We start from the raw sequence: 26,611 nt of genomic DNA, 5'->3' as shown, positions 1-26,611 counted from the left end.
GATGGAGCCGCAACTTCAAGCCTGCGGCTCCTGCATTCCTGCAGTCTGTTCCACGAAATAACGCGGCCGCCGCTTCACCTCTTTGTATATCTTGCCCACATACTCCCCGATGATGCCCAAGGCCATCAGTATGGTTCCTCCGATGAACCATACGGAAACCAAAAGGGAGGTCCATCCCGGAATGGTATTGCCCTCGACATACACCACGATGCCATAGACTATCGCTACCAAAGAAATGAGAATGAACAACAAGCCGAGCATGGAGATATAGCGCAACGGACGGACGGAAAAAGACGTGATGCCGTCCAACGCAAAACTGAGCATCTTGCTCAAGGGGTATTTCGACTCGCCGGCCATACGTTCCTTACGGTCGTAATACACCCGTGCCGAAGGATATCCCAAGGCCGACACCATCCCGCGCAAAAAGAGATTCCTTTCGGGATAAGCCATCAAAGCCTGCAACGTGCGGCGGCTCATCAGACGGAAATCGGCATGATTGTAGACGACATCCCCTCCTAGGGCATTCATCAACTTATAGAAAGCCAAGGCCGTATTTTTCTTAAAAAAAGTATCCGTCGCACGCTCCCGGCGCACGCCGTATACGATGTCGGCCCCCCCGCGCCAGGCATCCACCATACTGACGATGGAACGCACGTCATCCTGCAGGTCGGCATCAATGGACACAGCTGCATCCGCATACGAGGCCGCCCACTCCAAACCGGCCCACAGTGCCTGTTGATGGCCGACATTGTGCGCCAACTTCAGCCCAGACACACTCGGATGTGTTTCGGAAAATCCCCGGATAAGTTCCCAAGTGCGGTCGCGCGAACCGTCATCCACGTAGAGTATCTTACCTTCACCTATTTTCCCGTCCGAAAGCAATTCATCCACCACCGAAGAAAGTTGGCGGGTCGTCTCGACCAACACCTCTTCTTCATTATAACAAGGCACCACGATTACCAGTTTCATTGTCTCACTCATTTTTAGATGTAAATACAAAACGTACCAATATGAAATTCACGGGAACCGCAATGGCATATACGGGAAAAGGTGCCCATACCTTGTCTACCCCCATGCAAAGGAAGAAATTCAACAACCCGATTTGCAGCAAGTAGTTGAACGCATGTGCCCCACTCATACCGAACAGTTTCCGCCAAGAAGGCGACGTACCAAACGTAAAATAAGAAGTCATATAAAAATTGAACACAAAGCCCAACAGGAAACCGACCGTAAAGGCCGCATTGGCTCCCATGACGAAATGCAGGAGATAATAAAAGCCATAGTGGAGTGCTGTAGCCAACACTCCAACTATGCCAAAACGGACGAACGTAACAAAAAGCTTCTTCCTCTGCATCATGGTACTCTCTTAAGGTTCTGCCAGTTTCCTGCGGAAACGGTAAAGGATATTATACCGCTTGTCATCACAACTACGATGGTTAGAGGCATACACTTCTTCCAACGAGAACTCCGCACCGTAACGTTCCAGAAACGGAGCTGCCATCTCACCTCCCATGAACACATACCCCTCGGATGGCGGCGTAAAACAATCGAACGGCACCATCCTGTCGCCCAAATAAAAGTTTACCGTGAACGGATGCATGCGATTGCCTTCCACTACATCGGTACGGAAAGAATACAACCTGCCTTCGGGCACGATGCGACGTAATTCCTCGGCCACGGCACGGTCTGACTTCACATTCAGGATGACGGGCTGGTACACTCCGTCGAGCGCAAAGAAAATGGAAAATACCACGGCAATAAAAGCGTAAACAATGCCGTTGTCGGCCGCATTACGGCGTTGGACACGGAAATACCAACAAGCTGCCGCCACAGGAACCAGTACACCGAAGACCGCAAATACCGTCAAGGGAAAATCTTCCAACGCGTGCATATAGGCTATATTCTCTGCCGCATGCCGCCCGGCAAACAGGGAGTCGGGCACCCATCCCATACGGACTGCGCCGAAAACCAACAGCAACAGCACAGCCAATGAGGCCATGATACTGCCGAAAACGCGTAAGGCATTCAAATGGCGATGGCGCAGATAAATGATATATTCTGCTAGAAAATAAGCTATAAACGGATATATCGGCAACAAATAGACACTCCGTTTGCTCTTCGGAATGCAGTAGAACGTGAAAATAATGACGATGCACAACAACGAATACAGACGAGTATCGTCCATATTACGGATATAGGCCACGAAACGCGACCACCACGTACGTACCTGTCCCTGCGGTCTCCGGTACCTCAAAAAGAACAAGGAGACAAGCCCCAATAAGGTATAAGGCACATAACCGGCCACGACCGTCATCACATTGTACCAAGCCGGATTCTCATGTGCGGCGTAAGTCATCTTTCCCAAAAAACGATAGACGTTCTCTTCCAACACAAGGTCAAGGAAATGGTCACCGCCCTGTTGGTAAGCCGCCCAATACCATACGGCCGGCAACAGGCAGGCCAACACGGCCACCATCAGGAAAGAAAAGAAAATGCGCAGGAGCTTCCTCCCCCTAATCCACAGGAATACGGCGGGAACCAGACAAGGCAGGACGATGCCCACTGGCCCTTTCGTCAAGGCAGCCGCACTCAAGCAGAGTACAGCCACCCAGGGTACGCCTCTCAGGTCTTTCTCTCCCCATTTATAAAGTTGGTACAATGCGATGACCATCATTGCCGTCAGCACCATGTCCACACGGCAGGCCACTCCGGCACGGTGCACCTCGAAATTGGTCAATGTGAGCAAAGCGGCCATAAAGGCCACCTCTGCACCGCGCCTTTTGGCATAGAACACATACCCGACCAACACCATGGCCGACAAGGCCAAAGCCGAAGGCATACGAGAGGTGTATTCATTCACCGTGCCGGCTACCGTAGAAATTGCAGCGATACACCAATGGAAGAAAGGAGGCTTGAAAGCCAACTCAACCCCATTGTTCACTGGCAGCACCCAGTTTCCCTGCTGCAACATGGAAAGGGCCACCACAGCTTCTCGCGGCTCGCCACGCGTATTGAAAAACGTTTGTCCCAAAAACAAAAAGAGGGAGACGACACACAACGCAACCAACGGCCAAAAGTAATCCTTCTTATACATCTCCGTACAATCCGTTATGCTTTTTTAGCTGAAATCTTTTCCAACACATACACCAATATAAACCCGATAAGCATCAGAACGACCGCCTCGGCCACCTCCGTATTTGGTGCGACGTTATGCTCTATCATCACCTCATGACCGTCTGAAACTAATTTCTCTACTTCTTTCCAAGGCCACACTTTATTCAACGACCCTAGCATAAAGCCGGAAAGGACAGACAAGGTAATATTACGGAAATTCCTCAAAGCATACGACAAAACACGGGAAAAACTGGTGATACCCAAGGCTGCGCCGAAGGCAAAGACCCCCAAAACGACCAAGTCCAAAGTCTTCACCGCCTCCATGACATAGAAATATTTCCCCAATAGCACCAATATGAAGCTGCCGGATATGCCGGGAAGTATCATCGCACATATCGCTATGGCACCGCAAAGGAAGATGAACATCAGATTGGTGGACGTCTCGGCAGGAGTAGCCACCGTGATGTAATAGGCCACAGCTGCCCCAACCACAAACCCTGCCACGGTTTTCCAGTTCCATCCCTTAATATCTTTGGAAACGAACCATGTAGAAGCCAATACCAAACCGAAAAAGAAAGACCACACCAACACTGGCTCGTTGACTAACAAATAAGTAATCAGCTTGGCCAAAGAAAACACGCTGATGGCGATACCCAACAGCAAAGCAAACAGGAAGTTTCCATTGACGGCCTTCCAGAACCCGGCCAAATTCCCAGTAAACAGCAGTTTCAGGGAATGCATGTTGATACTCTTGATGGAATTGATAAGCTCGTCATAAATACCGGCAATGAAAGCAATCGTCCCTCCGGAAACTCCGGGCACTACATCGGCCGCTCCCATAGCCATTCCTTTTAAGGTCAAAACAGCATAATCTTTAATTCTTCTTTCCATTGAAATCGTAATTTAATCCAACTGATGAATAAGCATAATATTTATTGATACAAAGTAAAACAAAAAAAGGTGTATTGACAAACAATACACCTTTTTATCTTGAAATCTGCTCAGATTTCCTTTTTTATTTTACTTTCGCTACCACAGCCTTGAATGCCTCGGGATGATTCATGGCCAAATCGGCAAGCACCTTGCGGTTGATTTCGATACCGGCCTTGTGCAATGCACCCATCAACTGGGAATAAGACATGCCTTCCAGACGGGCAGCAGCGTTGATACGCTGAATCCACAAGGCACGGAAGTTACGCTTCTTATTTTTACGGTCACGATATGCATAAGTCAAACCTTTTTCCCAAGTGTTCTTGGCTACGGTCCACACGTTCTTACGTGCACCGAAGTAACCTCTGGTCAAACCTAAAATTTTCTTTCTTCTTGCTCTTGAAGCAACATGATTTACTGATCTTGGCATAATTTTTAATCTTTTTGAATGTTAGCGCCATCCCCCTCTCCTATGAGTCTGTTTATGGATGAACTTCAGGCTAAAGCATTCGGTTAATAACTTTGTTAATACGACCTACACTTTTAATTAACGCAGACAAAGGAGGTCACGAACCTGCTTCATGTTATCTGTCACTACGATGTCATCGTGAACCAGATTTCTTTTCTGCTTCGTCGTCTTCTTCGTCAAGATGTGACGGTGAAAAGCGTGGTGTCTCTTGATTTTACCTGTTCCGGTAAGACGGAATCTCTTTTTGGCACCGGAATTAGTCTTTACTTTTGGCATTTTGTTTAATATTTAAATTATTATTCAATGTGTGGCAACGCATATACCAAGGCGTTACGCACTTACTCTTCCCTTTTCATCAATCTTCGCCTTCCACGCGCGGCCCCTTATATTCTTTGGGAGCATTGGCTTTCGGCTGGCTCCGTTCCGCTTTCTGCACTGATGCCTCAGCCACAGGCTCAGCCTGTTTCTTGGCTTGCGCCTGCTTTTTCGGAGCGATGAAGATTGTCATGCGCTTCCCTTCAAGCACCGGCATCTGTTCCACCTTGCCGTATTCCTCCAAATCGTTGGCGAAACGAAGCAACAAGACTTCACCTTGTTCCTTGAAAAGAATGCTGCGCCCCTTGAAAAACACATAGGCTTTCACCTTGTCTCCGTCTGAAAGGAACCCTTGCGCATGCTTCAGTTTGAAGTTATAGTCATGATCGTCCGTCTGGGGACCGAAGCGGATTTCCTTTACGTCTACCTTCACCTGCTTGGCCTTCATTTCTTTCTGGCGCTTCTTTTGTTGGTAGAGGAACTTGCTGTAGTCTATCAAACGACAAACAGGAGGAACTGCATTCGGGGAGATTTCCACGAGGTCTACGCCTTGTGCTTCCGCCATTTGCAGTGCCTTAGCCGTCGGCATAACCGTAGATTCCACATCATCGCCCACTATCCGGACTTCACGCACACGTATCTGTTCGTTGATACGATATTGCTGTTTTAAATTGTCTTTCTTCATTCAAAAATGTTGTTCTCTTCTGTTTTTATTTTCCGATTACGACTATTGAGTTTTAAAAATCGGGTGCAAATTTAATATTTATTTGTCATATTACGAACCTCTTCGTTGATTTTCTTTGCAAAATCTTCGAATTTCATGCTTCCCTGGTCGCCTTCGCCCTGCTTACGTACGGAAACCGTACCGTCGGCTGCTTCTTTTTCTCCCACAATCAGCATGTAAGGTATGCGCTTCATTTCGTTGTCACGTATCTTGCGTCCGATTTTCTCATTACGGTCGTCCACAATGGCTCGCACGTCTTGTTCATCAAAATACGCGCAAAGTTTTTGAGCGTAATCGTTGAACTTCTCGGAAATCGGAAGGATAGCCACCTGGTCGGGTGTCAGCCACAAGGGGAAATGACCGGCCGTATGCTCGATAAGTACGGCACAGAAACGCTCCATGGAACCGAACGGTGCGCGATGTATCATCACCGGACGATGTTTCTGGTTGTCCTCGCCCGTGTATTCCAGTTTGAAACGTTCGGGCAAGTTGTAGTCCACCTGTATCGTACCCAACTGCCAACGGCGTCCGAGGGCATCTTTCACCATGAAGTCGAGTTTAGGACCATAGAATGCAGCCTCGCCATATTCTACCTTGGCATTCAGGCCTTTCTCCTTGCAAGCTTCGATGATGGCATTTTCTGCTTCTTCCCAAACCTCGTCCGAACCGATATACTTCTCACGGTTGTTCGGGTCGCGCAAAGAAATCTGAGCCTCGAATGTATCGAAATTCAATGCACCAAAAATAATCTGGATGATCTCCATCACGCGGATGAATTCATCTTTCACCTGATCCGGGCGGCAGAAGATATGGGCATCGTCTTGCGTAAACGAACGCACACGTGTCAGTCCGTGCAACTCTCCGCTCTGCTCATAACGGTACACCGTTCCGAATTCGGCGATTCGCAAAGGCAAGTCTTTATATGAACGCGGCTTCCAAGCGTAAATTTCACAATGGTGCGGACAGTTCATCGGCTTCAGCATATACTCCTCGTCAGCCTCCGGCGTATGAATCGGTTGGAAAGAATCTTTCCCGTAATGGGCATAATGCCCGGATGTCACATAAAGGTTCTTACCACCGATATGGGGAGTCATCACCTGTTGGTAACCGTAACGCTTTTGAATTTTTTTCAGGAAATCTTCCAGACGCAAGCGCAAAGCCGTACCTTTCGGCAACCACATCGGAAGACCTTTGCCGACACGTTCGGAGAACATGAAAAGCTCCATTTCCTTTCCTATCTTACGATGGTCGCGTTTCTTGGCTTCTTCCAACAACGTCAAATACTCGTCCAACATCTTCTTTTTGGGGAAAGAGATGGCATACACGCGGGTCATCTGCGGACGCTTCTCGTCTCCGCGCCAATACGCAGATGATACAGCCGTCACTTTCACGGCTTTGATAACACCCGTATTCATCAAGTGCGGACCTCGGCACAAGTCCGTGAAAGCTCCTTGGGTGTAAGTGGAGATATGCCCGTCTTCCAAGTCTTCTATCAATTCGTTCTTGTACGTCTGGCCGCGCTCACCGAAAAACTTCAAGGCTCCGGCTTTGGATATTTCAGCCCGCACGACCGGTTCTTTACGTTGTGCCAACTCCAACATCTTCTTTTCAATACCGGCAAAGTCGCTTTCACGGATAACCGTACCTGCAGGAGGCATCACATCGTAATAAAAACCGTTTTCTATGGCCGGACCGATACCGAACTGCATACCCGGATAAAGTTCCTGCATAGCCTCAGCCATCAGGTGAGCGGAAGTATGCCAGAAAGCATGCTTTCCCTCTGCGTCCTCCCACTTGTAAAGCATCACGGAAGCATCTTCGTTAATCGGACGGTTCAGCTCGACCGTCTCACCATTCACTCCGCAAGCCAGCACGTCCTGTGCCAGTCTGGAAGAAATACTCTCAGCAATTTGTAAACCTGTCACACCGGCCTCGTATTCACGCACAGAGCCGTCAGGAAAAGTTATCTTTATCATAATTATACGTATTGTCCGTTTTCAAAGTTGCAAAATTAGCTATTTTTCATGAGACAGTGGCACAATCTATCAAAAAAGTGGCTGTTTTTTAGCTTATTCCACCTTAGTAGCAGCCTTATCCCTATACCTTTTAATCAAATTATAAGCCTTATATAAGCCCATCTCTCCGGCCCGGCTCAAATCGGGAATGCCGGAAGCGTAGTCGCCCGAAAGGATATAAGCCACCCCCCGGTTGTAGTAAGCTTCGGCATAATCCGCATGAAGCTTAATGGCCTGCGTGTAGGCCTTAATGGCTTCCGGCCATAACTTCAGCTGCATGTAGATATTACCTTTATTATAATAGCAACCGGCAAAATCTGGTTCCCGAGCCAATATCCGGTCACAATCATCCAATGCTGCCTGATATTCGGAACGGGAAGTGTCGAACGTCCATTTCGCCTCTCCCTTAGAAGGAGTTTCAGATTTTTCTGCCATCCGGACTTCCTGATTTTTCATTCTAATCTGCACTCTCATATAATAAGCAAGCAGATAAGAACTATCCAATTTAATAGCATGGTCAATATCTGCCAATGCTTTCTCGAAGTCTTGTACAAGATATTCGTCTATGGAACGGGCCAAATATAATAATGTATTGTCCGGCTGCCGGGCAATCTTGTCGGAAAGAGCCTGAATGGAAGAAAAATGCTTTTGTATACGGGCTTCATCCAACGACACTTCGTCGTGAGTCAACACCAGACGTGCCGGCAAAACGCCCAAACGATTCAGACGTTCGAGTTCCTTATTGTACATCTTGCGTTGAAAATCACTCTGCCCAGTATAATAGGTCAGGACCAAAGCCGGTTCCGGAGCCAATTCCGTCCTGCGGTTCTGCACTTTGCCACGATATTCGCTTTCATACGTCGGCGATTCATCTTCCGAAGTATCAGCCTCCACCAGTTTGTTATAATCTTCCATCGTGCGGTCGCTCACTTTTCGAGTCTGCTTCGTATTCTGCGGTTTCTTTCCACCGTAACGTTGGTCCATCTGGGCTTTCAATACCTTGAATTCATCCAGTTCGGCACCTCTGGTATCGCCCATCTTCCGGCGCACCTCTGCCCGCAACTGATAGCCGGCCAAGAAATTAGGAAACTCTTTGATGACGGCATTTATATCCCGGATAGCTCCCCGATAATCTCCTGTATTGTTCAACATCAACGCACGGTTAAACAACGCAATCATATTATCCGGTTCCAACTTCAACACGAAATTGAAATCCTCTATGGCCCGGTTATCATCTCCCACTTGGGCCCGGAGCAAACCACGGTTGAAATGCCCGATGTAATTAGTGGAGTCCATTTCCAATGCCGTATCATAGTCCGTCATCGCCCCACGTAAATTACGCTGATGATAACGCGCCAACGCACGGTTGATATAATGTCCGGCCTCGCGGGGCATCTGCTGTATGGTCTTATCCAAAGCCTCTTCGGCCAACTTATATTCTCCCCGCCCGGCATGGACCGCCGCACGCATGCTCCAAGCCTGCCCCTCGTATGGATTGATTTCCAATGCCCGGCCTATGTTTGCCATGGCTGCAACCGTATCCTTTTGGGCGAAATAAGTCTGTGCCTTTAAAGTATACAAGGAGGCCTTTTGCGGCCAGTAACCTAACATTCGGTCTATACATTCCACAGCCTTATCGTACTCCTTGAGTTGTAAATAACATAAGGTCATATTATGCCATCCGCTCTCGTCTTTGGGTTCGATTTCAAGCAACTTCATATAATCCGAAACGGCTTCGTCATAACGCTTCAGATTGATCCGGCATAAACCTCGCAAACGATAATTATCGGGCAAAAAAGGATTGCGGTCTATAGCAGTCCCGCAATCCTCCTCAGCCCCGGTATAATCTTCCAAATAAAATTTGGCCAATCCACGGTAAAAATATGGCTCCGACAAATAAGGCTTGGCCGAAATTACCATATTGAAGCGGCGTATGGAAAGTACATAATCCTCATAGTAGAGCGCATTACGCCCCATCAACATCATCCGGTCGGTATTAATCTGTGCTATCGCCGACACGGAAAAAAACCAAAGGAAAAGAAGATATACTTTCCTGCTCCTCTTCATTACTTTTTCGTCTTGACCTTATAAGCACAACGGAAATTTCCTTTCAGCAAATTTCCCAGTTTTCCTTTCACCATTTGTTTACGCAACATAGATAAATGGTCCACAAACATTTTCCCGTCAAGATGGTCGAACTCATGCTGCATGACACGGGCCAAATACCCTTCCACCCATTCGTCATGGGGTTGGAAAACCTCGTCTAAGTAACTCACACGAATGCGTGTGGGACGACGCACAGGTTCATGGATGCCCGGCAAACTCAAACAGCCCTCTTCCATCGAATCCGTTTCCGCATCATCATACTCCAAGATGTGAGGATTGATAAATGCATGAACGAACCCCTTATATTCGGGCAGGTCATCGGAAATCAAGTCCAAATTAATCACCACCAGGCGAATGGACAAGCCGATTTGGGGAGCTGCCAACCCAATTCCCTCAGACCGCTCCAAAGTTTCGTACATATTGTCTATCAAAGTTTTCAACTCCGGATAGTCCGGTGTAATATCTTCGGCCACCTTTCTCAGAACGGGTTGGCCAAAAGTATAAATTGGTAATACCATATTATTTTGTATATTATTATTTTTTCAGCATCATACGGGATTCCATCCAACCTTGCAGGATAATCGTCGCACTGATTTCATCCACCAAAGCTTTGTTTTGCCGGGCTTTCTTCCTTAAACCTCCTTGCAACATAGCCTGATGGGCCAACACGGAAGTATAACGTTCATCGAAAAATTCAACCGGAATCTCCGGCAAGCGTTTATGCAAACGCCGCACAAAAGAATTTATCCTGCCCATATTTTCAGAATCTTCCCCATTGGCTTGTTTTGGTTGGCCTACCACAATCCGTTCCACATGTTCCTGCTGAACATAAGACACAATAAAATCCATGACAGACGAGGTAGAAACCGTTGTCAACCCGTTTGCAATCAACTGCAACGGATCCGTCACAGCAACTCCAGTACGTTTTTTCCCGTAATCAATAGCTAAAACCCTTCCCATATAAGTTGCAAAATTAATGAAAACAGACGAAAAAAACGCCGGTATAAAAACAAATAATTCTTAATAACCAAAACAGGCTTCTCTATACGATGCACGGGAGCAAATGAAAACTCGCTCCCGTGTGTTGTATAAACTATATATTATTCTAAATCTATCATTTAGACAAAAGCAACCATGCGTCAGGATAAGTGCCGCGCAAAGTATTACGCGACTGCACGGCAGCAGCCTTTTCATCGTAAGTAGAAGCCACCACCCGATACATGTTCTTTGCTTCGTTGTAGGCTATCTGCGCATTATAACCCGCATTCGACAATGTCTTCTGCAAACCTTCGGCATTGGCTTTCAGGCTGAAACTTCCGCAAACTACGCTATAAGCTTTCAAACCGTTTCCGGAAACCACCGTCACATTCTCACTCTGCACACGAACCGTATTTACATCTGCATTAGCGGCCGTGGAGGTTGTTGTCGAGGGAGTGACAGGTGTCACTTCCACTTGGGTGGTCGTCTGCGTCTGGGTCGGCTCCTGCTCTGTAGCAACAACCTGCTGCTGCTTTGCCTTTTCATACGCCTTTTTGTATGCGCTCTCGGAAGACTTGCAAGAGGTCATTGCAAAAGCCGCACTCAACCCAAGTCCCATCACAAAAAACTTTTTCATACTTCTTCTACTTATTTTTTAGTTAAATGATTCTCTAAAACCATACTGTCGATGTCACTGGTATTTTCACGGGATATAACATCCACATCAAAAGACAAAGGTACACATTATTTATATATGGTAAAAGGACTGGCACAAAAAAAAGGTTAAATCAACAAGGCAAAAAAAATAATCAAAAAAAAGTGATAAACATGAGGATTATATCAAGAGAATTTATAACTTTGTGAATGTAATCAACTCAAATAAAATAGAAATAATATGAAAGCATTAAGTTTTTTAGCAGCATTCATTGGCGGCGCAGCCGTAGGTGCAGCAGTAGGAATTTTGTTTGCTCCGGAAAAAGGAACTGAAACTCGTGATAAAATAGCAGAAGCATTGCGTAAACGCGGCATCAAACTCAACCGCAAAGAGATGGATTCTCTCGTAGACGAAATTGCAGATGAAATCAAATCCGCCGAAGAAGTGTAAATGACATTTTATGTTTTCAAACAGTAAAAACATAGAAAGTATAGGCAAACTCTTACTGGAGTTTAAGAAATATCTTGAGCTCCAGAAAGAGTTTGTCAAATTGGATGCCACAGAGAAAATGACGGTCATTCTTTCGGCCATTCTGATTGTAACCGTCTTGTTATTATTAGGTTCTATCGTTTTGCTTTTTCTCACCTTCGCATTAGCCTATTACTTAGGAGATGTATTAGGAAGCCTTTCACTCGGATTCGGCCTCATTTCCGCTTTCATCCTGTTACTGACCGTCATATTCTATTTAAACCGAAACCGCATGGTCATTCAGCCCATGGCACGTTTCATGACCAAACTAATCCTTACTAAAGAAGATGGCAGCAAATAAGATTCCTTCCCACCATACCGAAGATGTTTTACAAGAAATCCGTACTCGTAAGGCTGAAGTAAAAAGCCAAATAAAAGAAAGTGCGGACTACATTAAAACAACTACCCATAAACTATTCACTCCTCCCCCGCAAGCCACATCCAAATTAGGCTCATTCATGAATATGGTAGACCAAGGGTTAGCCGTATATGACGGCGTGATGATGGGAATGAGAGTAGCACGTAACATACGCCGGATTTTTGGAAAACGGAGATAACCGTTTGCCCAAAAAGCCGTTTCATAAAATAGCCGGTAAAAAACACTATTGCCAGTACAGGTATGACCCACCTCCTACACTGGGATTTTGTAAAAAGCCCCTTCATCTTTCAGTTCGAGCACTAAAGCATTCATTATGTTAAGATTACAGGCTGAAAGATACTTCAGCCATCTTTCAGCCATGCTTCATTTCAATCTGCTGAGAACGAAAAATCGTTCGACTGAGATTGAAAAACCGTTTGGCGCAGATCAAAAATTCATTCGGCTGAGAACTTTTTGCAGCTTTCCGCCATGAAAGGAAGCTGAAAGATACCGTTCTTGTCTTTCATTCCATAATATACTGTATGACAAAAACTTACCATACAACCTGAAAGATGAAGCCATTTTTCTGAAAACGATTGGGAGGACCGTGAGAGGAATAAAATTTTTCCGGAAGGAACTGCATGGAATTAAGAATTATCGTGTAACTTTGCGTTGTTTTTAAACTCTACAAACAAAGATTACAATTATGATGAACGAATGGTTTGAATGCAAGGTAAGATACGAAAAAACATTAGAAAACGGCTTGGTCAAGAAAGTCACGGAACCCTATCTGGTAGATGCCCTGAGCTTCACTGAAGCCGAAAGACGTTTTATAGAAGAAATAGAACCGTTCATGTCCGGCGAATTTCAAGTGACAGACATCAAACGGGCCAAATACGCCGAATTGTTCGAAACGGACGAAGATGCAGCCGACCGTTGGTTCAAAGCCAAAGTGGCTTTCATCACCCTTGATGAAAAAAGCGGGGCGGAAAAGAAAAGCAACCAAAACATGCTGATACAAGCTTCGGATCTGCGCGATGCCGTAAAACGCCTTGACAAAGGAATGGAAAGCACCATGGCCGACTACGAAATCGCCTCTATTGCAGAAACGCCTATTATGGACGTGTTCCATTACAAAACCGAAGTGGACGAGAAACCGGAATTCCCCGAAGCATAATCCCGTTTCATTGAAACTATAACGCCATGTCACAGATTCAGGACGAAATAAAACGTATCACGGCCTCGCTTCCCTGCGGTGTCCGGTTAGTGGCCGTGTCCAAATACCATCCCGAAAGCCGCATTGAGGAGGCATATGCTGCCGGGCAACGCGTCTTCGGCGAAAGCCATGTACAAGAGCTTCGCCGTAAATACGATAACCTCCCCAAAGACATCGAGTGGCACTTTATCGGACACTTGCAAACCAATAAAGTGAAGTATATCGCTCCATACGTAGCCATGATACATGCGGTAGATTCCATGAAACTACTTCTTGAGGTAGATAAACAAGGAGAAAAGTCCGGACGGGTGATACCCTGTTTACTTCAACTTCACGTGGCCAAGGAAGAAACCAAATTCGGTTTCACACCGGACGAATGCCGCACGTTGATAGCGGATGAAGAATGGAAAAAGCTGGCACATGTCCAAATTTGCGGCTTGATGTGCATGGCTTCCAATACGGACGATATGGAACAAGTACGATCTGAATTCCATCTGGCATACGAACTGTTCAAGGAACTGAAAACCGGAGCTTTTGCAAATGCTCCCTATTTCAAAGAATGTTCATGGGGCATGAGCCATGATTATCCCATTGCAATAGAGGAAGGTAGTACGCTTATCCGCGTGGGAAGTAAAATATTTGGTGAAAGAGTGTATTAAAAGCATATTATTCTTGCTTTAATCGTTTTTTCTCCTTAGTTTTGCACAAAATAAAAAGAATTGTGCAATGGAAAAACTTAGTTTTAACGAACAAATAGAACAAAGCATCAAGGACAACTGGGATCTTGATGCTTTGTCTGATTATAAAGGAGAAACCTTTCAATATAAAGATATAGCCCGAATCATAGAGAAACTTCACATTATCTTTGAATACAGCAACGTAAAACCGGGAGACAAGATAGCCCTTTGCGGACGGAACAGTGCCCATTGGGGAGCCGTATTTTTTGCGACGCTGACATACGGGGCTGTGGCCGTGCCTATCTTGCACGAATTCAAAGCCGACCAGGTTCATAACATTGTGAACCACAGTGAAGCCAAACTACTTTTCGTAGGTGATCTGGTATGGAAGAATCTCGATGCCAATGAAATGCCGAATCTGGAAGGGATCATCAACATTGCAGATTATTCACTCCTTGTAGGTCGCACGCAAAAAGTCGCGTATGCACGGGAACATCTGAACCAGTTGTTCGGCGAACGCTACCCCATGAACTTCCGCAAACACCATATATCATATTATAAAGGAGCACCGGAAGAACTGGCTGTCATCAACTATACTTCAGGCACGACAAGCCGTTCGAAAGGTGTAATGATTCCCTATCGTGCCCTTTGGTCCAATCTGGAATTTGCCAAGGAAGTATTAAGTCCGCACATGAAAACCGGGGATAACGTGATTTCCATGTTGCCCATGGCTCACATGTACGGGATGGCTTTTGAATTTATCTTTGAGTTTTGCACGGGATGCCACATTTACTTCCTGACCAAGAACCCGTCCCCCAATGTTCTTTTTGCGGCATTTGCCGAGTTGAAGCCGCGTATCATTATCGCCGTCCCCTTAATCATAGAAAAGATTATCCGCAAGGCGGTTCTTCCTAAAATCCAGGGTACAACCGTAAAGATGCTATTGAAAGTCCCATTAGTCCGTCAAAAGATCAAAGACAAAATCTGCGAACAGCTCAAAGCGGCGTTTGGAGGAAATTTCTATGAAATCATCATAGGCGGGGCAGCTTTCAATCATGAAATAGAAATGCTGCTTCACGACATTGGTTTCAATTACACTGTGGGCTACGGCACCACGGAGTGCGCCCCGATTATCTCATACGCAGACTGGAATATTTTCGCACCCGGTTCTTGCGGCAAGGCGGCTCCACGTATGGAAATCAAGATTGACAGCAATGACCCGCAACACACCGTAGGAGAAATCCTCACCCGAGGCGCCAATGTCATGTTGGGATACTATAAAAACGAAGAAGCAACCCAGGAAGCATTTCGAGACGGTTGGTATCGTACAGGCGACCTCGGTATCATGGACGAAAATGGCAACCTTTTCATCAAAGGCAGAAGCAAAAACATGCTTTTAGGTGCCAGCGGACAAAATATCTATCCGGAAGAAATTGAAGATTTGCTGAACAACCTGACTTTGGTCAACGAAAGCATCGTCATCCAAAAAGGAGAAAAACTTTATGGATTGGTGTATCCGGACTTTGAAGAAGCGCACAATTTAGGTTTACAAGACTCGGATTTGGCCAATGTCATGGAACAAAACCGGACAGAACTGAATAGTATGCTGCCCGGATATGCCCAACTTTCCGGTATCAAAATCTTCCAAGAGGAATTCGAGAAAACCCCTAAGAAAAGCATCAAACGCTATTTGTACACGGATTGCCAGGTATAGTCAAGGCATCCCTGATAAAAACGAAAATTACAAATCTGCCCAAGAAAAAACATAAAAGCAAAAGACAATGAAAGATTTCAATTACTACGCCCCTACGCAGGTCGCTTTCGGAAGAAAAGCGGAACAGGCGGCAGGCCGATTGGTAAAACAATACGGCGGAACAAAAGTATTGGTACATTACGGAGGCAAAAGCGCAGAACGTTCCGGACTGTTAGACGCTGTATGCCATGCACTTGAAGCCGAACATCTCCCTTATGTGAAGTTGGGAGGAGTCGTGCCCAACCCACGTCTCTCAAAAGTACACGAGGGCATCAATTTATGCCGTGCCGAGGGTGTAGATTTCATCTTGGCTATCGGCGGCGGCAGCGTAATCGATTCCGCCAAAGCCATCTCCATGGGAGTAACCTACGAAGGAGACGTTTGGGATTTTTTCACCCATAAAGCCGAGGCGGATACCTGCCTCCCCTTGGGAGCCGTGCTCACCCTCCCGGCAGCAGGTAGCGAAATGAGCGACGCCACAGTCATTACCAACGAAGACGGCGACCTGAAAAAAGACTACGGCAGCGATAAGCTCCGTTGCAAGTTTGCCGTAATGAACCCAGAGCGCACCTTTACATTGCCTCCCTATCAAACGGCAGCCGGCGTAGTAGATATCATCATGCACACGTTGGAACGCTACTTCTCCCACGATGATGACATGACCGTAACCGACTCCATTGCCGAAAGCCTCATCCGCACCGTACAAGATAGCGCGTTCAAAGTACTGCAACAACCGGACAACTACCTGCATCGCGCCCAAATCATGTGGGCAAGCAGCCTTTCTCACAACGGTTTGACCGGTTGCGGTACCACTTCTGACTGGGCCACGCACTTTCTGGAACACGAACTCAGCGGCATGTTCGATGTAACCCACGGCGCAGGCCTGGCTGCCGTATGGGGCAGTTGGGCGCGTTACGTCTACCTTGAAAATCCCACCCGTTTCGCACAATTCGCCGTCAATGCCATGGGAATACAAAACAACTTCAAGTCAGCAGAAGAAACAGCCTTGGCCGGCATCGAAGCATTGGAACGCTTCTTCCGGGCCATCGGCATGCCTACTAGCATACACAAACTCATCGGACGCGAAATCACAGACGAGGAAATTCACGAGATGTCCCGTAAATGCAGTTATGATGGTACCCATACCATCGGCGGCTTCAAAGTATTGAACCGCGAGGACATGGAGCACATCTACCGTGCGGCACGCTAAACCTACGGGTATCTATACAGGGAAACCCTCATGGAAACAAGACACAAAAAAGGGAAAGAGCGACACGCCTTTCCCTTTTTCTTAGGTTGCAACCCCGCTGCAAACCAGGACTTTCAGATTCCTATACCGACTCCTCCAACCCTCATTTCTTCTTTCCTTTTAATGCAAACATGATGGGAGCGGTAACTTTCATGGATACCGGCTTGCCGTCCAACCGTGCAGGTTTCCACTTCGTCATGGCCATGATGACCCGCACGGCTTCCGCACTCAGGCGCACATCTGGACTTTTCACCACTTTCGGGCGCGTCACGTTGCCATCCTTGTCCACCACGAAAGAAACCATCACCCTGCCTTCGACTTTTTCCTTGACACAAGCCGCAGGATAGTGGATATTAGATGACATATATTCCATCAGGGCGTTTATTCCCCCGGGATATTGCGGAGGGACATCGGCTTTCTCATACACCTTGTCGGCAGCATACATATCTGCCACAGACAAACCTTCCACACGCAGGAACATCGGCTTCAGCACGCGAAGCACCTGCTGTTCCAAATCATCGTTTTCCACACGCTTCCACACCTCGGTAGCCACACCCCGTCCGTTGAACCACGACATCTCAAACATGTCATCCGATAACCATTTCACCTTGTTACGCCCACCGCGCTCCTTGATGACGCTGTCACCCTCCGACGTGAAAGTTCCGGCATGCCCCTTGAAGTGCACACGGTCTTCTCCGGTCCGAGCCGGTGTAAAGCCCAAGAAGTAGCCGTCACCATACCATTTGTAGCTCTTCAACTTGGGTGGTATCAGTTCGCCCGTCAACGGTTGCCGCAAGCCTTGCACTTCCCACATGCCTGCGTAACGTCCGTCCGCCTCGTGGGCATCGCGCATCCCCTGATGTATAGCGGCCAATCCTGAAGGCATGGGATACCGTTCCCAACCCTCTTCATAATCCGTCTCCCCCGCCGTGGAACGACCCGTCCATGAAAGTTCGAACATGTCTTCTGCCCGTGTCTTGATTTTCAAATTCTCACCACCTTCACGAATGACTTTCTTCGACATGTACTCAAAAGGGAAGTATCGCCCTTCGAAATCCACGTCCACATCGTTGGTACCTACATACCACACGGAAAGCGACACCATGTGCTTGTCCCCGTAATACTTGTAATGCACGAACGGTTGGGAGCCCTTATGGGAATCTCCTTTCTTCCGAATCCAAGTCTTCTTCCAAAAACCTTCTAACGGGATTGACATCTCGTGCCCGTATTCCGCACGCTCCACCCCAGTTCCATCTTTCACGGCCCGGCATGAACCCAACACCACGACACCACTAAGGGCCACCATCTTCATTAGGTTAATTACTCTCTTCATAAGAATTGATTTAAAAATTCAACATAGGTAGGCATTACACAACTCCACAGGCTGGATGTCCGGGCAGCAGTTTCATGATACCGTTAATTTAAGATCCACTACACAAAGGTAATAATAAAAAAAGAACAACGCGCCAAATCCGTAAAAAAATCACACCACTTCTGAAAAGGGGAAAAACAAAGGATATGCTCCTTCTTTCCAAAAGAAACATATCCTCCGTAATCCCGTCATGGGCGTATCACTCCCCGGCACCTCAGCCTAAGTCTCAGTCTTGGACACGCTGCCTTTTTCAGACTTCATTTCTTCCAAATGAGCCGCACGCACACGGCTTAATGTTTCAGGCGACATTTGCAAGTAAGAAGCCACATGGAGCATCGGCGCACGCAGCAATATCTCGGGTTTTGTATTCAAGAGACGAAGGTAACGCTCCGTAGCGTTCTCAAAACGTTGGCTGTCAGCGTAGACCTGAGAACTGATTAGAGCATGTTCCATAATCTTACGGAACAACAACTCAATCTCTTTATTTTCGTCTGCCAATTCCTGCAAGTCATCATACGGAATGCCGTAAAGCCTGCTGTTTTCCAACGCCTCGACAATCAGCCGTGAAGGTTCCTGTTTCAAGAAACTTTCAATGCAAATCACGATTCGCCCTTCATAAGAAAAGTGTTCCGTCACGTCGCGTCCACCTTTATAATAATACTGCCTCACCATTCCGCGTTCCACGAAATACATGTGACGGCACGTTTCCCCTTCGGGCAATACCACATCGCCTTTCGAATATTTGAAAGGTACAAGTATCTCGGACAATGCCTCGATACCCGATGGAGACAAGCGGCAATATATCCGGGCTATTTCACGAGCCACGTCGCGTCTTAAATCCATAGTCATAAGGTTTTTTATTAGGTTAATCCAACTTCAGGACAGCCAAGAAAGCTTTTTGCGGCACTTCCACATTACCGATCTGTTTCATCCGTTTCTTTCCTTTCTTCTGTTTCTCAAGCAATTTTCTTTTCCGGCTGACATCTCCTCCGTAACATTTCGCCGTCACGTCCTTACGCAACTGCTTCACTGTCTCACGGGCGATAATCTTGGCACCGATGGCGGCCTGTATGGCAATATCGAACTGTTGGCGGGGCAACAACTCCTTCAGTTTCTCACACATCCTCCGCCCGAAGTCCACCGCATTGTCAATATACGTCAAAGTGGATAACGCATCCACCGGTTCCCCGTTCAACAATATATCCAACTTCACCAGTTTAGACGGACGGAAACCGTCCTGATGGTAGTCGAAAGAGGCATAGCCCTTTGATATGCTTTTGAGTTTGTCATAAAAATCAATCACAATCTCACCCAAAGGCAAGCTATAATGGAGTTCCACACGGTTTCCGCTGATATACTCCTGTTTCAACAACTCCCCCCTTTTCCCCAGACACAAGGTCATGATGGGGCCGATGAAGTTGGTTGTCGTAATGATGGAAGCCTTGATATATGGCTCCTCTATATGGTCGACCAGCGTCACTTCGGGCATACCGGCCGGGTTATGTACTTCTTTCACTCCACCCTGCTTGTCATATACGAGATAAGACACGTTGGGTACGGTCGTAATCACATCCATATTGAACTCGCGGTCCAGACGTTCTTGTACGATTTCCATGTGGAGCAAGCCCAGGAAACCGCAACGGAAACCGAAGCCTAACGCCACGGACGATTCCGGTTGGAAGGTCAACGATGCATCGTTCAACTGCAATTTTTCCAAAGAGGCCCGAAGATTTTCAAAGTCCTCAGTTTCTATGGGATAAAGTCCGGCAAAAACCATAGGCTTAACTTCCTCGAAACCGGAAATGGCTTTATCACACGGACGCTCCACGTGAGTAATCGTATCACCGACTTTTACTTCCGTTGCCGTTTTAATACCGGAAACAATATACCCCACATCCCCGCAATGCAGTTCCTTACGGGGGGACATTTCCATCTTCAATACCCCGATTTCATCTGCCGTGTATTCCTTGCCCGTATTGATAAAAGCCACGTCGTCACCCGACTTGATACTGCCGTTCACGATTTTGAAATAAGCGATAATCCCACGGAACGAGTTGAACACGGAATCGAATATCAATGCCTGTAAAGGAGCGCCCTCATCCCCTTCCGGATGGGGGATACGTTCCACCACGGCCTGTAAAATTTCATCCACTCCCATTCCCGTACGTCCCGACGCACGGATAATCTCCTCACGTTTACATCCCAACAGGTCTATGATTTCATCCTCCACTTCCTCCGGCATGGCGTTCACCATGTCACATTTGTTAATGACCGGGATGATTTCCAAGTCATGCTCTATGGCCATATACAAATTGGAGATGGTCTGGGCCTGCACGCCTTGCGTGGCATCCACAATCAACAACGCCCCCTCGCAAGCCGCGATGGAACGCGAAACCTCGTATGAGAAATCCACATGCCCCGGCGTATCAATCAGATTCAACGTATACTTCTCTCCTTTATATATATATTCCATCTGGATGGCATGGCTTTTAATGGTAATACCACGCTCCCGCTCCAGATCCATATCGTCGAGCATTTGCCCTTCGGTAACCTTTATCGTATTCGTATATTCAAGCAAACGGTCTGCCAAAGTAGACTTACCGTGATCTATATGCGCAATAATACAGAAATTCCTGATGTTCTTCATCTTCAATTCAAAAAATGCTATGCAAAGATAGTGCAAACCGGAAGAAATACAAAATCCCAAACCTTATTTTTATATAAAGCGCTACAAATACGAAGAAATGTTTGTCTTTTGCTAAAAACAATAGCAAAAAGATTTTTTTTCTCGTTTTTATTGGCAGTTTGCTATTAAATGATTAACTTTGGCGACTGAAAACCAAGAGAGAGATTTTTCTTAAGGAGAAATAAGGTAGAAAAGATAAAGTCAACGAATAATATTAATTTAAAAAGGATTTATCACATGGATGCAAAAAAAGTTCTGGAAGACTTGAAACGTCGTTTCCCTAACGAACCTGAGTATCATCAGGCTGTAGAAGAAGTTCTCAGTACGATCGAAGAAGAGTACAACAAACACCCTGAGTTCGAAAAAGCCAATCTGATTGAACGTCTCTGTATTCCTGATCGCGTTTATCAATTCCGCGTCACTTGGATGGACGACAAAGGCCAGATTCAAACCAACATGGGTTACCGTGTACAGCATAACAACGTAATCGGCCCCTATAAAGGCGGTATCCGTTTCCACAGTTCCGTAAACCTCAGCATTTTGAAATTCTTGGCTTTCGAGCAGACTTTCAAAAACTCCCTGACGACTCTTCCCATGGGTGGAGCAAAAGGCGGTTCCGATTTCTCCCCGCGCGGTAAGAGCAACGCCGAGGTGATGCGTTTCTGCCAGGCTTTCATGCTCGAACTCAATCGCCATATCGGTCCCGATACCGATGTGCCGGCCGGTGACATCGGAGTAGGCGGACGCGAAGTCGGTTACATGTTCGGTATGTATAAGAAACTGACCCATGAATTCAGCGGCGTATTCACCGGCAAGGGACTTGAGTTCGGCGGTTCGCTCATCCGTCCTGAAGCCACGGGTTACGGTAACGTGTACTTCCTCATGGAAATGCTGAAGACCAAAGGCACCGACCTTAAAGGCAAGACAGTCCTCATCTCCGGTTCCGGCAACGTGGCCCAGTACACGGCCGAAAAGGTACTTCAACTCGGCGGAAAGGTACTCACGATGTCCGACTCAGACGGTTACATCTACGATCCGGACGGAATCGACCGCGAAAAGCTCGACTACATCATGGAGCTTAAGAACCTGTATCGCGGACGTATCCGTGAATATGCAGAGAAATACGGTTGCAAATACGTGGCAGGCGCACGGCCTTGGGGTGAAAAGGCAGACATCGCACTGCCGTCGGCCACTCAGAACGAAATCAACGGCGACCAGGCTCGCCAGTTGGTAGCCAACGGTGTAATGGCCGTAAGCGAAGGTGCCAACATGCCTTCTACTCCGGAAGCCATCCGCGTATTCCAGGAAGCCAAGATTCTGTATGCACCGGGCAAGGCAGCCAACGCCGGTGGTGTATCGGTTTCAGGTCTTGAAATGAGCCAGAACTCAGAACGTCTGTCTTGGACATCGGAAGAGGTAGATGCCCGTCTGCACGCCATCATGGAGAACATTCACCAGAATTGCGTGAAGTACGGAACGGAAGCCGATGGTTACGTCAACTACGTGAAAGGTGCCAACGTCGCAGGCTTCATGAAGGTGGCCAAGGCTATGATGGCTCAAGGCATCGTATAAGGTTAATTGCAATACAGAAGCGTCAAGAGCCGGGATTTACGTATTCCCGGCTCTTTTTCTCTTTTGGGATTCATCCCTTGCACAGTTTGGCTATGCCCTTGCTTAGTCCAGAGTCAAAGGAACAGCCGGTGAAAGTCCGAGTAAGCCAAGCTCCCGTCCTTGTGCAAACCCGTTTTTCCGGTCACACCAAGTATTTGTCTGTCCATTCTTGTAGTTTCGCGCATTCCGGTTATCCATATTTACACGCGAAGAAAGCACCAGACGAAGAGATTTCATGGAAGAACGCCTCATCCAAAATACTAAATATATCAAGCGCACTTATTTCTCTTCTTGCATGCTACGGTTGTACTGCCGGACGCTCTTTCCTCCATGAAAACGATAAGAGAATGTGAACATCAGGCTGTGGCGTATCGTTTCATTTATATCATAAAAATCATAAGAACTGACGACCTCGGATTCAGTTTTACTTTTACTATTGCCATCAAGGAAAAGGCGAGGAGTCACGTATTGCACTGACAGGTTCACACGTTGATGAAAAAAGTCTTTACCCAAAATGAATGCCAAACAATCCATTTTTTGCGTGGTTTTCCCCTGTGCTCTAACCTGATATCCATTGAAAACCTGATAGGTTGCCTGTATAGACAGGAAATGCTTGTCATTGTAATAATTTGAGGTAAGAAAACCTGTAAAGCCTTGGTTCGTATTCTTGTTTCTCTTGAATTTCGCTTCCATGTTTTGGTATTTCAAGATACCGCTTATTCTAAAATCCTTGATTTTTTTAAAAAAGTAAATTGTAGCCCAAAACTCCTTATACAGCGTATTCTCCGGTGTGTATGTAATGTAAGCACCATTTTCACCTGACGGCAATGTACCTTCCCCACGTCCGATGATGTTAGAAAACTGGTTGGGTGAATAGTTATAACCCGTCTGTATATTGAAAAGGTTAAAGAAGTCCACCCACAACCGTCCCGAATGGTACACTTGTGTGCGCAATGCCGGGTTTCCGCCACTCCATGTCAATGAATCGGTAAAATAGCCGTATTCCGTCACTTGGTCGAGTTGAGGATAAGATGTGTTGCACCAATAATTAAGGCGCATCCATATCTTTTTGTTCCAACGGTGGTAGAACATCCCACTGAACTTATAAACCATGTTCTTGTCTTCGTAGCTTGCCGTATGGGTCTTTACATGTTCGGCCGAAGCACTGAAATTCAAATCCGTGCCGTCCTTGATGCGGTAAGACAGCCATGTCCAAATTTCATTACGGTGGTAGGCATTTTCGCTCAGCAGGTTTCCCGTAAGACGGTCTTCCTGTTCATAATCTTTCCATGTAAAATTATATCCCGAGCTAAAATAAAAACGATTGTTGAAAAAACGACGGTTCACTTCGCTTTTAGTCCAAACGTAGTCCATGTGGTTACGGAAATAGTTATCGGATGCGTAACCGGTATTCTGCCGGTAATTCTTGTCGCTGGTCCACCCATCATTGATGTAATTAAAATCATAAGTATAGTTCCATACTCCGCTCCGGCCACGATAATACAGGCCCAACGTATGACGGTCGCTATTGATACGAGAAACCCCACTTTTCCCTATGGTTTCTTTCTTTCCACTGTCAAGCCACAAACGTTCCGCTTCAGCATACGTGTAATCATCCTTGGCATCGGCAGAATAGTAATATGAGGCCGACACGGAATGGTTCTTGTTTATTTGATGGTCTATTGCCCAATAAGTGTTATGTATACGAAAAAAATTGGTAAACGACATCGGTGAAGTTGTACTTTCCTGCAAGCGGTTCACATGGTTCGTATATGTACTTTCCGCATTATTCTTTTCCGATTGTAAAAACCGGAAATTATACCGCCCGATGAAGTTCCATTTGTTTTTGGTATAAGTGAATGAAGCGGAAGAATAGTCTCCCGAGAATTTTTTATTTTTTCCATTATCTTCATTGGGCCGGACAGACATTTGTTGGAACACGTTTCCCTCATACCCTGTATAATCGGGTTTAGTATGCAGGTTAATCAACACATCGTAATTTGCATATTTCCCTGTGGGATTGGGCACCACGTCCACCTTGCTGAAGCGAAGGTGATGCAATTCCTTGACGTAGTCTGCCGATTTCTCCAAACTGTTCACTAAGATTAGAATATTGGAGGAACCGTAATAGGTGAGTGCATTGTTGGCGTAGTTGCAATCGATTCCGGGAATGTTTCCCAACATTTGTGCCGTATTGCGTGCGCCCTTCCGCATGGAACGGGTGATATGCACCACGTCCCGGTCGGCATAGTGGGTGATATTGCTAGCTTCTACCGTAACGGTGGGCAGTTTCTTGGATACAGCCGAACTGTCCGCCTTCAAGCCTTGCATTATACTATCTATGGCCGTAAAAGGGGAGACCGCCTCCACTCCTTGCGGAAACAGACAAAAAACAAGAAATGACACAACCAAGCTTACCTTCACGTTTTTCATGGCCGAAAGGTTCAAATATTATAAAAATCGGAGTTCTTCTCACAATAGTCCACAATCACCTTTTCCATAGCCTCTTCCTTATCTTTATGTTGGCATACGATGTGCTTGTGTTGGACATACATTTCTTCTCTCCGTCTCGGGCACGGCCCCATGCAAAACGGCAAATATTTGCATTCCACACATTCACTACCTGATGAAAGTTGGTGGTACTGGATAAACCGGTACTCCGTTTTCCATAAAATATCACCAGACTCCGTCAGCACGCCTTTGGCATCTTCGGGTTTCTCATTGTCGCACTTTCCGACATTTCCATTCGGGAATATGCAATTGAAATGTGCATGGTCGACATAACAAAAATTAGTAAGCGAAGTTTGGATTTGATAGTTTTTCCGCTTGGCTATGCTGTTCAATTCTCCCACTTTTTCCGCTTTTATCTTCCGGTCTTCCACCTGCCATATCTTACAGGGCGATATTTTGATTTGTTTTCTGTATTCGTGCGGAATCATCAGATTGACATCATGCATGATTTTGCCCGGCTCCAACGTCTGGTCGGAATAGTTGATGCGCAGTATGCAATAAGCATCCGGAATTGTCCGGACTATCTCCAATACATTATTGACTGCCTTGTCGAAAGCCGCATTATCCTTGTCGCGTTTCACTTGGTTGTGCTTCTCGCGGCAACCGTCAATCGTGATTTGGAAACTGCGCAGGCCAAGACCACCCAACTCTTTTATCCGTTCCGAAGTGAGCAACAGGCTGTTGGTCGTCATGTCGCTAAAAAATCCTATATGATGGCATTCGCAAAAATCTTTAGAAAACCGCGTGATTTCGATGAGTTTTCGGTAAGTCAAGAGGGGTTCTCCCCCAAACCAAGACAGGCGAAATTCTTTTATCTCATTTTCCAAAAGGTATTTTTCAATGTGCTTCTTGATACGGGCGACAGTTTCGTCTGACAACGTCATATTTTGGTGTTCCTGGATGCAATACCAACAACGCAGATTGCAATCGTAAGTAGGAAGTACCATAAGCGTATATTGACCGGAGTTACGCTTCCTGTCAAACTCCTCCCGTATGATGTCCATTTCCTGCACATCGTCTTCCACGACGAAGCCCTCGGCCGACATCCTTTCCAAAAAAGGAGCGTACTTTTCCCGGTAGTCATCCGGACGGGAGATGATGTCCATCAGTTTGGCATGGTTCTTTTCCGAAGCGAGGAAAAACCGCTTGGTGATGCCATTGAAAAAGATATGCCCATCTTTATAAGGGATGAAATAATTATAATCACTTGACTTCATATTTCTTCTTTTTTACGGTACAAAGGTAGCAATAATCGGTGAGATATGGAAAAGTAGAGCAAAGTTATTGAGAAATAGGCTTTTTGAGAAAATAGCTTCTGTAACCGGATGACGGGAAAAGTCAAGT

The 26,611-nt window shown here is 46.4% G+C and carries 25 protein-coding genes; 8 read left to right on the top strand and 17 right to left on the bottom strand.

What is annotated here, in order from left to right:
• Nucleotides 1-15: 15 nt before the first annotated feature.
• The 12 genes from AC5RDV_RS10730 to AC5RDV_RS10675 form a co-directional block, all read right to left on the bottom strand.
• Nucleotides 16-981, bottom strand: a complete 966-nt coding sequence (locus AC5RDV_RS10730) for a glycosyltransferase family 2 protein (protein WP_282746829.1) — start codon at nucleotides 979-981, stop codon at nucleotides 16-18.
• Nucleotides 974-1,357 (bottom strand): GtrA family protein, encoded by a 384-nt coding sequence (locus tag AC5RDV_RS10725; RefSeq protein WP_428387478.1) that lies wholly within the window; start codon nucleotides 1,355-1,357, stop codon nucleotides 974-976. The genes AC5RDV_RS10730 and AC5RDV_RS10725 overlap by 8 nt, the downstream gene beginning before the upstream one ends.
• Nucleotides 1,358-1,366: 9 nt before the next feature.
• On the bottom strand, nucleotides 1,367-3,094 hold the full coding sequence (locus AC5RDV_RS10720; RefSeq protein ID WP_282746830.1) for an ArnT family glycosyltransferase: 1,728 nt from the start codon (nucleotides 3,092-3,094) through the stop codon (nucleotides 1,367-1,369).
• A 14-nt stretch (nucleotides 3,095-3,108) separates the two neighbouring features.
• A complete protein-coding gene (locus AC5RDV_RS10715) occupies nucleotides 3,109-4,005 on the bottom strand; it encodes a DUF368 domain-containing protein (protein ID WP_008624547.1) in 897 nt (298 codons plus the stop codon).
• 124 nt (nucleotides 4,006-4,129) lie between these two features.
• Nucleotides 4,130-4,474: a 50S ribosomal protein L20 gene (rplT, locus tag AC5RDV_RS10710; protein ID WP_008624545.1), complete on the bottom strand. Its 345-nt coding sequence runs from the start codon at nucleotides 4,472-4,474 to the stop codon at nucleotides 4,130-4,132.
• A gap of 117 nt (nucleotides 4,475-4,591) precedes the next feature.
• On the bottom strand, nucleotides 4,592-4,789 hold the full coding sequence (gene rpmI / locus AC5RDV_RS10705) for a 50S ribosomal protein L35 (protein WP_008624537.1): 198 nt from the start codon (nucleotides 4,787-4,789) through the stop codon (nucleotides 4,592-4,594).
• 79 nt (nucleotides 4,790-4,868) lie between these two features.
• Nucleotides 4,869-5,513 carry a translation initiation factor IF-3 gene (gene infC / locus AC5RDV_RS10700; RefSeq protein ID WP_130893177.1) on the bottom strand — a complete coding sequence of 215 codons (645 nt, stop codon included), beginning with the start codon at nucleotides 5,511-5,513 and terminating at the stop codon, nucleotides 4,869-4,871.
• Between the two features lie 71 nt (nucleotides 5,514-5,584).
• Complete coding sequence (thrS, locus tag AC5RDV_RS10695) at nucleotides 5,585-7,528, bottom strand: threonine--tRNA ligase (RefSeq protein ID WP_130893178.1); 1,944 nt, start codon at nucleotides 7,526-7,528, stop codon at nucleotides 5,585-5,587.
• A 93-nt stretch (nucleotides 7,529-7,621) separates the two neighbouring features.
• Nucleotides 7,622-9,634 (bottom strand): tetratricopeptide repeat protein, encoded by a 2,013-nt coding sequence (locus AC5RDV_RS10690; RefSeq protein WP_282746832.1) that lies wholly within the window; start codon nucleotides 9,632-9,634, stop codon nucleotides 7,622-7,624.
• A complete protein-coding gene (gene def, locus AC5RDV_RS10685; RefSeq protein WP_008624533.1) occupies nucleotides 9,634-10,191 on the bottom strand; it encodes a peptide deformylase in 558 nt (185 codons plus the stop codon). Before def ends, AC5RDV_RS10690 begins: the two co-directional genes overlap by 1 nt.
• Before the next feature lie 16 nt (nucleotides 10,192-10,207).
• The gene (gene ruvX / locus AC5RDV_RS10680; RefSeq protein ID WP_282746833.1) at nucleotides 10,208-10,633 is read right to left on the bottom strand and encodes a Holliday junction resolvase RuvX; all 426 of its coding nucleotides are present in this window, start codon (nucleotides 10,631-10,633) and stop codon (nucleotides 10,208-10,210) included.
• A gap of 154 nt (nucleotides 10,634-10,787) precedes the next feature.
• On the bottom strand, nucleotides 10,788-11,288 hold the full coding sequence (locus AC5RDV_RS10675) for an SPOR domain-containing protein (protein WP_282746834.1): 501 nt from the start codon (nucleotides 11,286-11,288) through the stop codon (nucleotides 10,788-10,790).
• Nucleotides 11,289-11,546: 258 nt separating this feature from the next.
• On the opposite strand from AC5RDV_RS10675, the gene AC5RDV_RS10670 reads away from it, so the two are divergent.
• The 7 genes from AC5RDV_RS10670 to AC5RDV_RS10640 all read left to right on the top strand — a co-directional run bounded on the left by AC5RDV_RS10670 (nucleotide 11,547) and on the right by AC5RDV_RS10640 (nucleotide 17,048).
• On the top strand, nucleotides 11,547-11,756 hold the full coding sequence (locus tag AC5RDV_RS10670) for a YtxH domain-containing protein (protein ID WP_008616782.1): 210 nt from the start codon (nucleotides 11,547-11,549) through the stop codon (nucleotides 11,754-11,756).
• A gap of 10 nt (nucleotides 11,757-11,766) precedes the next feature.
• Nucleotides 11,767-12,135, top strand: coding sequence for a hypothetical protein (locus AC5RDV_RS10665; RefSeq protein ID WP_008616784.1), 369 nt, complete (start codon nucleotides 11,767-11,769; stop codon nucleotides 12,133-12,135).
• A complete protein-coding gene (locus tag AC5RDV_RS10660) occupies nucleotides 12,122-12,391 on the top strand; it encodes a hypothetical protein (RefSeq protein WP_008624529.1) in 270 nt (89 codons plus the stop codon). Before AC5RDV_RS10665 ends, AC5RDV_RS10660 begins: the two co-directional genes overlap by 14 nt.
• 507 nt (nucleotides 12,392-12,898) lie before the next feature.
• A complete protein-coding gene (locus AC5RDV_RS10655) occupies nucleotides 12,899-13,369 on the top strand; it encodes a DUF4494 domain-containing protein (protein ID WP_008624528.1) in 471 nt (156 codons plus the stop codon).
• 26 nt (nucleotides 13,370-13,395) lie between these two features.
• Nucleotides 13,396-14,067 (top strand): YggS family pyridoxal phosphate-dependent enzyme, encoded by a 672-nt coding sequence (locus tag AC5RDV_RS10650; RefSeq protein WP_130893182.1) that lies wholly within the window; start codon nucleotides 13,396-13,398, stop codon nucleotides 14,065-14,067.
• 67 nt (nucleotides 14,068-14,134) lie between these two features.
• The gene (locus AC5RDV_RS10645; RefSeq protein WP_008624525.1) at nucleotides 14,135-15,799 is read left to right on the top strand and encodes an AMP-binding protein; all 1,665 of its coding nucleotides are present in this window, start codon (nucleotides 14,135-14,137) and stop codon (nucleotides 15,797-15,799) included.
• A gap of 67 nt (nucleotides 15,800-15,866) precedes the next feature.
• Nucleotides 15,867-17,048 (top strand): iron-containing alcohol dehydrogenase, encoded by a 1,182-nt coding sequence (locus AC5RDV_RS10640; RefSeq protein ID WP_282746841.1) that lies wholly within the window; start codon nucleotides 15,867-15,869, stop codon nucleotides 17,046-17,048.
• A gap of 142 nt (nucleotides 17,049-17,190) precedes the next feature.
• On the opposite strand, the gene AC5RDV_RS10635 is transcribed toward AC5RDV_RS10640, so the two are convergent.
• The 3 genes from AC5RDV_RS10635 to lepA form a co-directional block, all read right to left on the bottom strand.
• A complete protein-coding gene (locus AC5RDV_RS10635; RefSeq protein ID WP_282746842.1) occupies nucleotides 17,191-18,420 on the bottom strand; it encodes an energy transducer TonB in 1,230 nt (409 codons plus the stop codon).
• Between the two features lie 258 nt (nucleotides 18,421-18,678).
• Nucleotides 18,679-19,302 carry a Crp/Fnr family transcriptional regulator gene (locus AC5RDV_RS10630; protein ID WP_040602461.1) on the bottom strand — a complete coding sequence of 208 codons (624 nt, stop codon included), beginning with the start codon at nucleotides 19,300-19,302 and terminating at the stop codon, nucleotides 18,679-18,681.
• Between the two features lie 22 nt (nucleotides 19,303-19,324).
• Nucleotides 19,325-21,106 (bottom strand): translation elongation factor 4, encoded by a 1,782-nt coding sequence (gene lepA / locus AC5RDV_RS10625; RefSeq protein WP_282746845.1) that lies wholly within the window; start codon nucleotides 21,104-21,106, stop codon nucleotides 19,325-19,327.
• Between the two features lie 276 nt (nucleotides 21,107-21,382).
• Here lepA and AC5RDV_RS10620 point away from each other — a divergent pair, with 276 nt between their 5' ends.
• The gene (locus AC5RDV_RS10620) at nucleotides 21,383-22,717 is read left to right on the top strand and encodes an NADP-specific glutamate dehydrogenase (RefSeq protein WP_008624519.1); all 1,335 of its coding nucleotides are present in this window, start codon (nucleotides 21,383-21,385) and stop codon (nucleotides 22,715-22,717) included.
• A gap of 318 nt (nucleotides 22,718-23,035) precedes the next feature.
• Here AC5RDV_RS10620 and AC5RDV_RS10615 read toward each other — a convergent pair whose 3' ends face one another.
• Nucleotides 23,036-25,189: a TonB-dependent receptor gene (locus AC5RDV_RS10615; protein WP_282746846.1), complete on the bottom strand. Its 2,154-nt coding sequence runs from the start codon at nucleotides 25,187-25,189 to the stop codon at nucleotides 23,036-23,038.
• Nucleotides 25,190-25,200: 11 nt separating this feature from the next.
• Nucleotides 25,201-26,484, bottom strand: a complete 1,284-nt coding sequence (locus AC5RDV_RS10610; RefSeq protein ID WP_282746847.1) for a radical SAM/SPASM domain-containing protein — start codon at nucleotides 26,482-26,484, stop codon at nucleotides 25,201-25,203.
• Nucleotides 26,485-26,611: the final 127 nt, after the last annotated feature.

This window comes from Paraprevotella sp. (assembly GCF_986071375.1).
Note: the sequence above shows the minus strand (reverse complement) of the source record. Positions and strands in the feature narration are given on the sequence as shown.